Raw genomic sequence first — 13,877 nt, 5'->3', positions numbered from 1 at the left:
GCTTCGACGAAGTTCGGGAGCGGTCCCACCCCAGGCCGGAGGAGGTGCGCGGTGGCCACCATGCACGACGTCGCCCGCCTCGCACAGGTCTCGGTCAGCACCGTCTCGTACGTGCTCACCGGCACCCGGCCGATCTCGCAGGCCACCCGCAACAAGGTGCTGGCCGCGATGGCGCAGCTCGACTACCAGCCCAACGCGATGGCCCGAGGGCTGGCCAGTCGCCGTAGCCGGATCCTCGGCCTGCTGATGCCGATGGACGAACGCGGCCTCGGCGCCACCGAGACCGCCTTCGTCACCGGTGCCGCCGCCGCGGCCAGCGTCGCCGGCTACCACCTGGTGCTCTCGCCGGTCGGCGGGGGCAACCTCGACGACCTGCGTCGGCTGGCCAGTCAGCGGATGCTCGACGGGGTCGTGCTGATGGAGGTCCAGCTGGCCGACGAGCGGGTCACCGTGCTCCAGGAGGCGGGGGTGCCGCTGGTGCTGATCGGCCGCACCGGCGACACCAGCACGCTCTCCTACGTCGACATCGACTTCGACCAGACCGTCCGGGAGGCCGTCGCGCACCTGGTCGGCCTCGGGCACCGGCGGATCGTCTACGTCAACCACTCGGAGGCCACGCTCGCCAGCGGTTACGGGCCGGCGCTGCGTACCCGTGACGCCTTCACCGCCGCGATGACCGGGCACGGCCTGGAGCCGGTGATGATCGCGGCCGAGGACAGCGCCGCCGGCGGGCGGGCCGCCCTGGCCGCCGCGTTCGCGCAGGCCCCGGAGCTGACCGCGGTGTTGGCCATGAACGAGACGGCGATCTTCGGCATCCTCGGCGAGTTGACCGGCCGCGGGTTGTCGGTGCCCGACGACGTCTCCGTCGTCTCGATGGTCACCTCGCCGCAGGTCGCCGAACTGGCGACCCCGGCGCTGACCGCGATGACGTCACCCGGTTCGGCGCTTGGCCGGATCGCGATCGAGGCGCTGACGCGCCACCTGGATGGCCCCGCTGACCTTCGTCACCAGCAACTGCTGCCGTGTGCGTTGGAGGTCCGGGGGTCGACCGCCGCGCCCCGAAGCCCCCATCCATTGGGGGCGGATCAGTAAATGGCCCGCCGCCGCGCTGCAACGCGACGACGGGCCCCGTGAAGTACCGGCTAGATACTCAACGAGGAGGATGCTAATGCAGCGATTCCACCGGCTCGTCGCCGCGATCGCCCTGGCCGCGACCGCGACGACCACCGTGGCCGCCTGCGGCGGTGGTGACAGCGGGGACGACAGCGACGCCAAGACCCTCAAGCTCTGGCATTACGAGAGCGAGAACAGCGCCATGGGGGTCGGCTGGAACCGGGCGATCGAGATCTTCAAGTCCGAGCACCCGGGCGTCGAGGTGCGCTTCGAGCGCAAGGCGTTCGAGCAGATCCAGCAGAACGCCGGCATGATCATCAATTCGTCCGAAGGCCCGGACATCATGGAGTACAACAAGGGCAACGCGACCGCCGGGCTGCTCTCCTCCCAGGGCCTGCTGGCCGACCTGAGCAGCGAGGCCGACAAGCGCGGCTGGGCCGGCAAGCTCAGCCCCAGCCTGCAGACCACGGCCCGGTACAGCGACAAGGGCGTGATGGGCTCCGGCAAGTGGTTCGGTGTGCCGAACTACGGCGAGTACGTCACGGTCTACTACAACAAGGACCTGTTCCAGCAGAACGGCGTCAAGGTCCCGACAACCATGGCCGAGATGACCGCCGCAATGGACACGTTCGTCGGCAAGGGCGTCACCCCGCTGGGCATGGCCGGCGCCGAGTACCCGGCCGGGCAGCTCTTCTACCAGCTCGCCCTCTCCAAGGGCGACCGGCAGTTCGTCGACAACTACCAGCTCTACAAGAACCCGGTCGACTTCAAGGCCGACCCGCTCAAGTACGGCGCGGACACCTTCGCCCAGTGGGTGCAGAAGGGCTACGTCGCGAAGAACTCGGCCAGCCTCAAGGCCGAGGACATGGGCACCGCCTTCATCGGCGGCAAGGTTCCGATGATCGTCTCGGGTAGCTGGTGGTACGGCCGGTTCAAGACCGAGATGAAGGCCAACTGGGACACCTTCCTCTTCCCCGGCAACACCCTGCAGGCCGGCTCCTCCGGCAACCTCTGGGTGGTCCCGGAGAACAGCAAGGCCAAGAGCCTGGCGTACGACTTCATCGACATCACCCTGCGTCCGGAGATCCAGGACCTGATCGGCAACAACGGTGGTGTTCCGGTCGCCGCCGACGCGTCGAAGATCAGCGACCCGAAGGACCGCAAGCTGATCGAGGACTTCAACACGGTCAGCAAGTCCGACGGGCTCGCCTTCTACCCGGACTGGCCGGTCCCCGGCTACTACGACGTGCTGGTCTCCGGCTTCCAGGGTCTGATCAACGGCTCGAAGACGCCCGACCAGGTCCTCGACACGATCGCCAAGCCGTACGCCGATGGCGTCAAGGAGATCACCGGCAAGTGACACGGCGAGCGGCGGGCGCGACCGGCAGGACCGGCGCGCCCGCCCGCCCCGCCGGGAAGGATCTTCCATGGCAGTCTCCGAGACGGTCGCCGCCACACCGCCGGCCGCGACCCCCACCCCGCCCGCGCCGAGCCGCAGAAGCCGCGGCCGCAACGCGGCGTACTGGCTCTACCTGCTCCCCGGAGCGGTTCTCTTTCTCCTGGTGATCGGCGCGCCGCTGGTCGGCACCCTCTACCTGTCGCTGACCAAGTGGTCCGGCATCGGCGACCCCCGGTGGGTCGGCCTGGACAACTACCAGCAGTTGCTGCACGACGACGTGTTCTGGGCGTCCTTCCGAAACACGGTCTGGATGCTCGTCGCCATGGTGGTGGTGCCCACCCTGCTCGGGCTGCTGCTCGCCGCCGTGCTCTTCGACGTCATCGGCCGCCGGTTCAAGCCCCGCACCGCCGCCGCGCTGCGGGCCGCGTTCTACCTCCCGCAGGTGCTGCCCGTCGTGGTGGCCGGCATCGTCTGGGGCTGGATCCTGCGCCCCGACGGGGCGTTCAACAGCCTCCTCGACGCGGTCGGTCTCGGCGCGCTGCGCCACGACTGGCTCGGTGACCCGGGCACCGCCCTGCCGGCCGTGATGGCCGTGATGATCTGGGTGCAGATCGGCTACCCGGTGGTCGTCTTCATGGCGGCGTTGCAGCGGGTCGACCCCGAGCTGTACGAGGCGGCCGAGGTCGACGGCGCGAACTGGCTGCACCGGTTCCGGGCGATCACCCTTCCGCAGATCCGGCCGGAGACCTTCGTGGTGGCCCTGACCTGCACCATCGCCGCGTTGAAGGTGTTCGGGCCGATCTTCGCCCTGACCCGGGGCGGCCCGGACAACGCCACGAACGTGCCGTCGTACTTCGCCTACTACACGTTCTTCAAGAAGCTGCAGGTCGGCTACGGCTCCGCGATCTCCATGGTGCTGACACTGATCATCGTGGTAGTGGCCGGGGTCTTCATCTGGATGCAAGCCCGCAGCGAGCGCCGGGACCGGGGGTTCTGACATGGCCGTCACGCTCACACCGAGCGCCGCGCCGGTGACGCCGGCCCGGCCGGTACGCGATCGACACCACCGCGGCGTCAGCCGCTGGGTGGTGCTCGCCCTGGTCACCCTCGGCGCGCTCGTCATGCTGGTGCCGTTCGCATTCATGCTGCTCAACGCGTTCAAGTCGCCGGGCGACTACTCGTCGGGCGGCCCACTGAGCTGGCCGACGGAGTTCTACACCAAGGGCCTGCGCACGTACTGGACCGAGGTGAACTTCCCGCTCAAGTTCTGGAACTCGGCGGTCATCGCCGGCTCGGTGGCCGTGCTCGGCGTCGCCGTGTCACTGCTCAACGCGTACGCCCTGGGTATCGGCCGGGTCCGCGGCCGGCTGTGGATCGTTGGTCTCTTCCTGCTGGCCAACATGCTGCCGCAGGAGGCGCTGATCTACCCGCTGTACTACGTGGCGAAGCAGGTCGGCCTCTACAACACCCAGCTCTCGGTGATCATCATCTTCACCGTGATCCAGAGCGCGTTCGGCACCTACCTGCTCGCCTCGGTGCTGGGCACGTTCCCGCGCTCGCTGCTGGAGGCCGCCGCGCTGGACGGCGCCGGCAAGTGGACGGTGCTGTGGCGGGTGGTCTTTCCCAACCTGCGCCCCACCCTCGCGGTGCTGCTCATCTTCTTCTTCATCTGGACGTGGAACGAGTTCCTCATCCCGCTGGTCATGCTTATCGACAACCAGACGCAGACCATTCCGGTCGCGCTCGCGTCGTTGCAGGGCGACCGGCTGATGGACGCTCCGACCACCAACGCCGGTGCGCTGATCAGCCTGGTGCCGGCCATCCTCTTCTTCCTCATCTTCCAGCGCACTTTGGCGCGCGGCATCACGGCAGGAGCCGAGAAGTGAAGTTCACCGACGGGTACTGGCAGCTGCGCCCCGGCGTCAGCGTCCTGCGCCCCGGCACAGTGGAGTCGGTCGAGCCGGACGAGCGCGGCTTCACCGTCTTCGCACCGACCGGTCAGATCACCGGACGCGGCGACACCCTCAACCGCCCGCTGGTCACCGTCCGGTTCTTCTCCCCCGCCCCCGGCGTCATCGGGGTGACCATCGCCCACCACACCGGCGGGCTGCCCCGCGAGCCGCACTTCGGGCTGAGCACCGACGAGACGCACCCGGTCACCGTCGACGTCACCGGGCTCAGCGCGACGCTGACCACCGGCGAGCTGACCGCGCGGGTCGCGCTCATCGACGGGTGGCGGGTCGACTTCCTGCACGGCGATCGGCTGGTCACCGCGTCCACCGCGCGCAGCATCGGCGTCGTCACCGACGCCGAGGGCCGCCGGCACGTACACGAACGGCTCGCCCTCGGTGTCGGTGAGACGGTGTACGGGCTGGGCGAGCGCTTCGGCCCGTTCGTCAAGAACGGGCAGACCGTCGACATCTGGAACGCCGACGGGGGCACCGCCAGCGAGCAGGCGTACAAGAACGTGCCGTTCTACCTGAGCAGCGCCGGGTACGGGGTGTTCGTGGACCACCCGGAGCACGTGTCGTTCGAGGTCGGTTCCGAGGTCGTCACGCAGACCCAGTTCAGTGTCGAGGGCCAGTCGCTCACCTACTACGTCATCGATGGACCCCACCCGAAGGACGTGCTGCGCCGCTACACCGCCCTCACCGGCCGCCCGGCCCGGATCCCCGCGTGGTCGTACGGCCTCTGGCTGTCCACGTCGTTCACCACCTCGTACGACGAGAAGACGGTGACCGAGTTCGTCGACGGGATGGCCGAGCGTGGGCTGCCGCTGTCGGTGTTCCACTTCGACTGCTTCTGGATGCGTCAGTTCCACTGGGTCGACTTCGTCTGGGACCCGGCGACCTTCCCCGACCCCGAGGGGATGCTGCGCCGGCTGCACGAGCGCGACCTGAAGGTGTGCGTCTGGATCAACCCGTACATCGCGCAACGCTCGTACCTCTTCGAGGAGGGCCGCGCGGCCGGCTACCTGGTCCGCAACCCGGACGGTTCGGTCTGGCAGTGGGACAAGTGGCAGGCCGGCATGGCGCTCGTCGATTTCACCAACCCGGACGCGGTCCGCTGGTTCACCGGCAAGCTCAAGACGCTGCTGGACATGGGCGTCGACTGCTTCAAGACCGACTTCGGCGAGCGCATCCCGACCGACGTGGTGTGGCACGACGGCTCGGACCCGCAGCGGATGCACAACTACTACTCGTACCTCTACAACAAGGCGGTCTTCGAACTGCTGGAGACCGAGCGCGGTGAGGGCGAGGCGGTGCTGTTCGCCCGCTCGGCGACCGCCGGCGGGCAGCAGTTCCCGGTGCACTGGGGCGGCGACTGCGAGTCGACGTTCGTCGCGATGGCCGAGTCGCTGCGCGGCGGGTTGTCCCTGGCGGCGTCCGGCTTCGGCTACTGGAGCCACGACATCGGCGGCTTCGAGGGCACCCCCGACCCGGCGGTGTTCAAGCGCTGGGTCGCCTTCGGGCTGCTCTCCTCGCACTCCCGGCTGCACGGGTCCGGCTCGTACCGGGTGCCGTGGGCGTACGACGAGGAGGCCGTCGACGTGCTGCGGCACTTCACCCACCTCAAGCTCGGCCTGATGCCGTACCTGGCGGCCGCCGCCCAGGAGGCACACCGCGACGGGACGCCGGTGATGCGGCCGATGTTCCTGGAGTTCCCGGACGACCCGGCGACGACGCACCTGGACCGGCAGTACATGCTCGGCCCGGACGTGCTGGTCGCCCCGGTGCTCAGCGCCGACGGCGACGTCACCTACTACGTACCCGCCGGCACCTGGACGCACCTGGTCACCGGCGCGCAGGTCACCGGCCCGGCCTGGGTGACCGAGAAGCATGGCTTCGACAGCCTGCCGGTGCTGGCCCGACCGGGCGCGGTCATCCCGTTCGGCTCGCGCACCGACCGACCGGACTACGAGTGGGCCGACGATGTGCGGCTGCGGGTGTACGCACCGACCGAGGGGCAGCGGACCCGGGTACGGGTACCGTCACCCGGCAACGGACCGGGCGCCGAGTTCGACGTGCGCTACGAGGGTGGGACGGCCAGCGCCGAACTGGTCGCCGGCACCTCGACGGGCTACATCTGCGAGATCCAGGGGACGGAACGATGACGCAACACCACTTCCCGGAGAGCTTCGTCTGGGGCTCGGCGACCGCCGCGTACCAGATCGAGGGCGCGGCGACCGAGGACGGACGCGGACCGTCCATCTGGGACACCTACAGCCACACCCCCGGCCGGACCCTCAACGGTGACACCGGTGACGTGGCCGCCGACCACTACCACCGGTGGGCCGACGACCTCGGGCACATCGCCGACCTCGGGCTCGGCGCGTACCGGTTCTCCATCTCCTGGCCCCGGGTGCAGCCGGGCGGCTCGGGCCGGTTCAACCAGGCGGGCATCGACTTCTACTCGCGGCTGGTGGACGGGCTGCTGGAGCGGGGCGTCCGCCCGGTCGCCACCATGTACCACTGGGACCTGCCGCAGGAGCTGGAGGACGCCGGCGGGTGGGCGGCGCGGGAGACCGCGTTGCGCTTCCAGGAGTACGCGGCGGGCATCGTCGGCGCGCTGGGCGACCGGGTGCACACCTGGACGACGCTCAACGAGCCGTGGTGCTCGGCGTACCTGGGCTACGCCTCCGGGGTGCACGCGCCGGGTCGGACCGAGCCGGCGGCGGCACTGGCCGCGGTGCACCACCTCAACCTCGCGCACGGCCTTGCCGGCCGGGTGGTCCGGGAGCTGGCCCCGTCCGCCGAGCTGTCGGTGACGCTGAACCTGCACGTCATCCGGGGTGCGTCCGACTCGGCCGCCGACCAGGACGCGGTCCGGCGGATCGACGCGTTGGCGAACCGGGCGTTCCTCGGCCCGATGCTGGACGGGGAGTACCCGGCCGACCTGTTGGCCGACACCGCCTCCGTCACCGACTGGTCGTTCGTCCGCGAGGGCGACGAGAAGCTGATCGCGGTGCCGCTGGACGTGCTCGGGGTCAACTACTACTCCAGCACCCTGGTCCGGGCCTGGGACGGGGTGTCGGCCCGCTCCGACGCCGACGGGCACGGCGCGTCGACGTCCACGCCGTGGGTCGCCGCGGACAACGTCGACTTCCTGCCGCAGCCCGGCCCGTACACGGCGATGGGTTGGAACATCGACCCGCCGGCGCTGACCGAGCTGCTGCTGCGCCTGCAGCGCGAATACCCCAGCCAGCCCATGATGATCACCGAGAACGGCGCGGCGTTCGACGATGTGGTGTCGGCCGACGGCCGGATCCACGACGACCGGCGGATCGACTACCTGCGTCGGCACATCGGCGCGATGGCCGACGCCCGCGCGCAGGGCGCGGACGTACGCGGCTACTTCGTCTGGTCGTTGCTGGACAACTTCGAGTGGGGCTACGGCTACGACCGCCGCTTCGGCATCATCCGGGTCGACTACGACACCCAGGTACGCACCTGGAAGGACAGCGCTCACTGGTACCAGCGTCTCGCCGCCACGGGTGAGCTGGACCAGGCGCAGGACTGACCGACCGGTTGCGCGTCGCCGTCACCCGCCCGTGCAGGGTTGGTGGCGGCGACGTCGTTCCGGCACCCCGACCGCCACGCCCCGACTGTCACCGGGAACGGCGTCCGTCTCAGGCGTTGCTGCGGTGGGCGCGCAGCCCGCCCCACAGCATCAGGAGGCAGATGCCGATCAGTACCGGCTCGAGGGCGAAGGCGGTGACCAGCCCGTACTGGTCCGCCAGGCTGCCGAGCAGGAAGGGCGAGACGCCGGCGACCACGCCGAGGATCAGTTGCGAGCGGGCGTTGGCCCGGTCCTCGTGTCCGTCGGCCGCGCCGAGGGTGAGGGCGAGCGAGAGCGGATAGAGATTCGCGATCCCCAGCCCGCACAGGAACAGCCCAAGGACGGCGAGGAACGGCTGGTCGGTCAGCCAGAACAGGACGAAACTGGGGCCGGTGACCGCCAGTGAGGCGTACAGCAACGCGACGCCGCGACCGGGACGGCGAGTCAGCCGCGCGCCGAGCAGGCGCCCGATCAGGATACCGAGGTAGTTGCTGCTCAGCGCCGTGCTGGCGGCGGTGGCGGACATGCCGGCGTGGATGAGCATCTGGGGTCCGAAGTACACCAGACAGAACTCGATCGCCGAACTGACCGCGGTCAGCACGGCGAACAGCCAGCAGGCCAGCGGCAAACCTCCGGCTCCCTTCGCCGCGGCGGGCTGAGGCACCGCCGGTAGCGGTTGGTGGCGGTAGCGCAGGTACAGCACCAGGAGGACGGCGGCCGGCAACGCGAACGTGGCGCGCCAGCCCACCGCGCTGGCCGCCAGCACGCCGAGGATCAGCGGGGCGAACACCGCGGAGGCGCCCGCGCCCACGTTGGCCTCGGTCAACGCCCGGTCGCGCCGATCACCGTGCCGGTCGGACAGCACCGCCTGAACCACGGTGAGCATCGTGGTCCCGGCAAGGCCGAGCACCACGGCTCCGAGCAGGGTGACCGGCACGGCCCCGCCAAGGGTGAACAGACCCGCACCGACGACCGTGGCGAGGGCCGAGCACCACAACAGCACACCCCTGGCCAGACGGCGAGCCGCCCACACGAACCCCATCGCGGCGAGGGCCGCGCCGGTCGCCAGGAGGAGTTCGTAGACGCCGAGCAGGGTGTAGGAAAACCCCCACTCCTCGCGCAGGAGGGTCAGCGCCGGCCCGAAGGCGTACAGCCAGAACGTCCAGCAACCCAGGGCGGCGTACGACAGCACGGTCGGCGCATCCCGTACGAACGTCTCGGTCTCGGTCTCGGTCGCGGCCTGCCGCCGTGCTGTGTATCGATACACAGATAGAGTCTGTGCCATGAACCGCCCCGCAGGCAACCCCAAACGGCCGACGCTGCGCCAGGTGGCAAGCGCTGCCGGCGTCTCGCCGATGACGGTTTCCTACACCTACTCCCAGCCGGGAAGGGTTTCCGCGGAGACTGCCGAGAAGGTGCGCGCGGCAGCGCGGAAGCTGGGCTATCCCGGGCCGCACCCAGCGGCCCGCGGGTTGCGCCGTGGGCGGGTCGGCACGCTCGGCGTCGTGCTCGGTGAGCGGTTGAGCTATGCCTTCGACGATCCGCAGGCGGCACGATTTCTCGCGGGGGTCTCCGACGTGTGCGCCGCCGAAGGCGTCGGACTCACCCTGGTCCCGATCACGGGCGCACCCTCCGACGCCCAGCGCGTCGCGCAGGCAGCCGTGGACGGCTTCGTCGTCTGGACCACCAGCGACGACGACCCGGTTCTGGACGCCGTCGCCGACACCGGCCTGCCCGCGGTGGTGCACGCCGGCCCGCACCGGCGGGACCTGCCGGTGGTCGGCATCGATGACCGGGCCGCTGCCGCCGCGGTCGGGCGGGTGGCCTTCGCCGAGGCCCGACGCCCGCTCGTGCTCGGCTTTCCGCTCGATCGGAGTCGCGTCCGCCAACTGCTCACCGGCGACGAGGAGCTGGGGGTGAGGTTTCCGGTTACCCGGCACCGGTGGGAGGGGTTCCGGGACGCCTGGACACACTCGGGTCAGCGAGCCGAGGACCTGCGACTGGCCGTCTGCCCGATCAACCACATCACCGAGGGCGAGACCTTCGTCGCCGAACTGCTCGGGGGCACGGACCCGCCGGACGCCATCGCCGCGATGAGTGACGAACTCGCCCTGGGTGCGCTGCGCGCCGCTGCGAGCGCCGGCCTACGCGTCCCCGACGACGTCGCGGTAACGGGCTGGGACGATTCCGACGCGGCTACGAACGCCGGACTGACCACCCTGGCACAGTCCCTGCGCGAGCAGGGCGCGCACTGTGCCCGTACGGCGCTGGGACGCCCCGCCACGGCATCAAGACGCCACGAGTGGCGCGTCGTGGTACGCGCGACCACCCGCCGCCAGCCCTGATTCGGGCCGCGCCCCGCAGCGGTGGTCAAGAGACTGGCCGGTCTGCTCGACCCGGAGCCGCCGGGGCGGCACTGCGATCACGGTCGGGGCAGGTCGGCGCAGAGCCGGCTCGGGAACGTCGGCTCGGTGGCGCGGACATCCCCGCAGCCGGCCTTCGTCGAGTTGGCGATCGTCGCCCAACCGCCCTGGCCGGCCCACCGCAGGAAGTACCGGCGAACGTTGACCGACGCGTCACAGCCGGGCCGCGCCTCAGCACCGCACGGCACCGGATCGAACGGGACCGTCATGACCAGCCAGGTGCCGTCGCAGCCCTCGACCGATCCGGTGGAGTGCCGGGACACGTCCATACCGCGGACCGCGACGCTGACCCACGCCGGGTCGCAGCGATCCGTCGGCATCGGATCGCAACCGAACGTCGGGTCGCAGCGGTGGTACTCAGCGCCGTTGCGTTTCCACGGCTCCTGGTTGAGCACGACGATCCGGTCGGCGATCTGCCCCGGCGCTGTCAACGTCACCTCGCCCGGCGTGTGGGTGGGGCAGGCCCCGACCACCTCGGACAGGCGCGAATCCTGCACCACGTTGGCGTAGACGCGGTTGTTCTCCTCGGTGAAGTAGGTGATTCGCGGATTCCGGGAGCAACCGTCCGCGTCACCCAGCAGCGCCACGGTCAGCACGAGCGAGCGCGGGTCCGCGCTGACCCGGACGGCCGTGACATCAGCCTGGTAGGTGGCCCAACGGGTGTCCGCGGCTGGGCCGGCCCGCACGGGCGCTTCGCCCGGCCTGGCGCAGCTGACGAGCGCGGCCAGGCACAGCAGAGCGGTGACGAGTCGACGCATGGCAACGAGTATCGCCGCTGGGCGGCCCGGCGCATCCGTACGGATACTCGGTCCGCCTCAGACCCCGACGCGCTGCGGCGGGACCGTCAGGCCATAGAGCGCCATCAGCTCCGGGGTGTCGACCCGGCTGCCGTCGGCCACCGAGTCGCAGGCGATGTCGACGATCTGGTTCTTGTGCGCCAACAGGTACGGTCGAGCGCCCACGTCGGCGCTGGCCAGGGTGGCGATGCCGGGCCAGTGCCGGCGACCGAACAGCATCGGGTAGCCGCGCAACCCGTCGTACGTGGCGCAGACCAGCACGTCCGGGTACGGCAGCGCGGCCACCCGGCTGACCGCCTCGGCGGTCAGGCCCGGCATGTCGACCGGGACCACCACCACCGCCTCGATCCCCTCGTCGTCCATGGCGGCCAGGCCGGCCCGGATGGACGAGCCGACTCCGGTGCCCCACGCCTTGTTGATCACAACGGTGGCCTTGCCCAGGTCGGCGGTCTCCTGGACCTGCTCCGCGGCGGCACCCAGGACGACCACGATCTGCTCGCAGCCCGCCTCGGTCATCGTGTCGATCATCTGATTGACCAGGGGCTTGTCTCCCTGGCGCAGCAGCGCCTCGGGACCACCGATCCGTCGTCCCCCGCCTGCGGCGATGATCATTCCTGCGATCCGGTTCAGCTGCGCCCCCTTTAGCACGGGACGGACCGCGACCGATCCGTCCCCTCCTACGGACACTGCAACGAGGACGGCCAGCCGAGGGTGGCGGGGCGAAAAGGAGAAATAGCACAACCGTTACACGACCGGCATCTCCCGACGCGGACACTCCGTCGGTCAGGCCGCGTCGGCGTAGCAGTCGACGATGGACAGGTCCAGCGGAAACCGGACCGGCGTCGTGCCGAAGAGCAGCGCCGAGGCCCGCTCGCCGGACCTGTTGACCGCCTCGGCGACCGCGTCCGCCTGACCGGCGGGCGCGTGCACGACCACCTCGTCGTGCTGGAAGAAGACCAGCTCGGCGTCGGTGCCGGACAACTCCGTGCGCAGCGTGGCCAGCAACGTGGAGGCCCACTCCGCCGCCGTGGCCTGGATGACGAAGTTGCGGGTGAAGCGCCCCCGGGACCGCGCGGCACGCGCCCGTGGACTGTGCGGATCGGCCGCCCCCTCCGGAGCGGAGGGCTCGTCGTCGAGATCACCGAACCCGGCCGAGCCGGGCGGGCACGTCCGCCCCAGCCACGACCGCACCAGGCCACCCGTCTCACCAGTACGCGCGGCCGCCTCGACGTAACCGAACGCCGTCGGGTAGCTGCGCTTCAGCACCGCCAACGCGGGCACCGCCGCCCCGCCGGTCTGCCCGTACATCGCGCCGAGCAGGGCCACCTTGGCCTTGGCCCGGTCGCCGCCGAACGAGTCCCGGGCCAGGGCCGCGTAGAGGTCGCCGGCACCGCCCGCCGCCGCCAGCCGGGCGTCGCCGGAGACCGCGGCCAGCACCCGAGGCTCCAACTGGCCGGCGTCGGCGACCACCAACCGCCAGCCTGGATCGGCCACCACCGCCCGCCGGATCACCTTGGGAATCTGCAACGCGCCACCACCCCGGGTGGCCCACCGGCCGGAGACGACACCACCCGGCACGTACTCCGGTTGGAACCGGCCACCCCGCACCCACTGATCGAGCCAGGCCCAGCCGTGCGCCGTCCAGATCCGATAGAGCTCCTTGTATTCGAGCACCAGCGGCACCGCCGGATGGTCCACCCCGCGCAGCACCCAGGCCCGGGTGTTGGGCAGCTCCACCCCGACCCGGGCGAACGCCTTCAGCAGCTCGGCCGGAGAGTCCGTGTGCAGGCCGCGTACGCCGAGCGCGTCGGCGATCCGGGCGGCCAACTCGGCGAGTCGGCGTGGCGGCCCACCGACCGGGGACGCCTCACCGAGCAGCTCGTGCAGGATCTCGTTGTGCACGTCGGCCCGCCAGGGCAGCCCGGCGACGCCCATCTCCACCGCGATCAGCGCGCCGGCCGACTCGGCGGCCACCAGCAACCGGAACCGGCCGGGGTGCTCGGTCGCGGCGACGCGGGCGAGCTGGTCGGCGTACACCTGGGTCAGTGCCTCGATGCCCGGGCCCGGCGGACCGGGCAGGGTGTCGAAGAGCGCGCCCTGGCCGTGCCCGGGCGGCGCGACGGCGCGCGGCGGCGGGTCGGGCGGCACCGCCGCGCCGGTCAGCCGGGCCCACGCGGCGGTCAGCGAGCGGGGCTCGCCCCAGCGGCCCGCGTGCCCGAGCAGCAACGCCTCGGTCAACTCCACGTCGTGACACCGATCGACCCGGACGCCGGCGCGCAGCAGCGTCGGGTAGACCGCCGCGGCGCTCGACCAGACCCAACGCGGGTGCGCGGCGGCCTCGCGGACGGCGACCGCGGCGACCAGATCGGTGACGGCCTCGGGCGGGCCGGTCGGCCGGCCGGCGGCGTCCAGCGGGCAGAGCACTCCCCCACCCCGCTCGTCGGACACCACCGCCACCAGCACGAACGTGATTCTGCCTCTCCCATCCGACAGAAACGGAGGCGCACCTCACCGCTGTCGGGTCGGTGCGGTGTCGGGGCCGGTCGGTAGCGTGACCGGGTGCCTCCGCAGATCCCGCACTCCGAT

At 70.9% G+C, this 13,877-nt stretch carries 11 protein-coding genes; 7 read left to right on the top strand and 4 right to left on the bottom strand.

Annotation, left to right across the window (positions count from 1 at the left end; translation table 11 throughout):
- Positions 1-60: 60 nt before the first annotated feature.
- The 6 genes from ACIBD9_RS23600 to ACIBD9_RS23575 all read left to right on the top strand — a co-directional run bounded on the left by ACIBD9_RS23600 (position 61) and on the right by ACIBD9_RS23575 (position 8,032).
- Positions 61-1,092 (top strand): LacI family DNA-binding transcriptional regulator, encoded by a 1,032-nt coding sequence (locus ACIBD9_RS23600; RefSeq protein WP_396721009.1) that lies wholly within the window; start codon positions 61-63, stop codon positions 1,090-1,092.
- Between the two features lie 76 nt (positions 1,093-1,168).
- Positions 1,169-2,473 (top strand): ABC transporter substrate-binding protein, encoded by a 1,305-nt coding sequence (locus tag ACIBD9_RS23595; protein WP_396720897.1) that lies wholly within the window; start codon positions 1,169-1,171, stop codon positions 2,471-2,473.
- Between the two features lie 67 nt (positions 2,474-2,540).
- Entirely contained in the window at positions 2,541-3,509 is a 969-nt protein-coding gene (locus tag ACIBD9_RS23590; RefSeq protein ID WP_387171498.1) for a carbohydrate ABC transporter permease, read from the top strand.
- Between the two features lies 1 nt (position 3,510).
- Positions 3,511-4,398, top strand: coding sequence for a carbohydrate ABC transporter permease (locus ACIBD9_RS23585; protein WP_387171497.1), 888 nt, complete (start codon positions 3,511-3,513; stop codon positions 4,396-4,398).
- On the top strand, positions 4,395-6,626 hold the full coding sequence (yicI, locus tag ACIBD9_RS23580; RefSeq protein ID WP_396720896.1) for an alpha-xylosidase: 2,232 nt from the start codon (positions 4,395-4,397) through the stop codon (positions 6,624-6,626). The genes ACIBD9_RS23585 and yicI overlap by 4 nt, the downstream gene beginning before the upstream one ends.
- Complete coding sequence (locus ACIBD9_RS23575) at positions 6,623-8,032, top strand: GH1 family beta-glucosidase (protein ID WP_387171493.1); 1,410 nt, start codon at positions 6,623-6,625, stop codon at positions 8,030-8,032. The genes yicI and ACIBD9_RS23575 overlap by 4 nt, the downstream gene beginning before the upstream one ends.
- A 109-nt stretch (positions 8,033-8,141) precedes the next feature.
- Here ACIBD9_RS23575 and ACIBD9_RS23570 read toward each other — a convergent pair whose 3' ends face one another.
- A complete protein-coding gene (locus ACIBD9_RS23570; protein WP_396720893.1) occupies positions 8,142-9,338 on the bottom strand; it encodes an MFS transporter in 1,197 nt (398 codons plus the stop codon).
- Between the two features lie 16 nt (positions 9,339-9,354).
- Between ACIBD9_RS23570 and ACIBD9_RS23565 the strand changes: the two genes are divergently transcribed.
- Positions 9,355-10,416 (top strand): LacI family DNA-binding transcriptional regulator, encoded by a 1,062-nt coding sequence (locus ACIBD9_RS23565; RefSeq protein WP_396720891.1) that lies wholly within the window; start codon positions 9,355-9,357, stop codon positions 10,414-10,416.
- Positions 10,417-10,493: 77 nt separating this feature from the next.
- Here ACIBD9_RS23565 and ACIBD9_RS23560 read toward each other — a convergent pair whose 3' ends face one another.
- From ACIBD9_RS23560 to ACIBD9_RS23550, 3 genes are all read right to left on the bottom strand, one after another.
- Entirely contained in the window at positions 10,494-11,252 is a 759-nt protein-coding gene (locus tag ACIBD9_RS23560; protein WP_396720889.1) for a hypothetical protein, read from the bottom strand.
- Between the two features lie 57 nt (positions 11,253-11,309).
- The gene (locus ACIBD9_RS23555) at positions 11,310-11,903 is read right to left on the bottom strand and encodes an NTP transferase domain-containing protein (protein WP_396720888.1); all 594 of its coding nucleotides are present in this window, start codon (positions 11,901-11,903) and stop codon (positions 11,310-11,312) included.
- A gap of 171 nt (positions 11,904-12,074) precedes the next feature.
- Positions 12,075-13,754 carry a bifunctional 3'-5' exonuclease/DNA polymerase gene (locus ACIBD9_RS23550; protein WP_396720887.1) on the bottom strand — a complete coding sequence of 560 codons (1,680 nt, stop codon included), beginning with the start codon at positions 13,752-13,754 and terminating at the stop codon, positions 12,075-12,077.
- Positions 13,755-13,877: the final 123 nt, after the last annotated feature.

It is taken from the genome of Micromonospora sp. NPDC050784 (assembly GCF_044456765.1).
GTDB classification, from domain to species: Bacteria; Actinomycetota; Actinomycetes; order Mycobacteriales; family Micromonosporaceae; genus Micromonospora; species Micromonospora foliorum.
The sequence above is the reverse complement of the archived record's forward strand: the minus strand, read 5'-3'. Positions and strand labels throughout refer to the sequence as shown.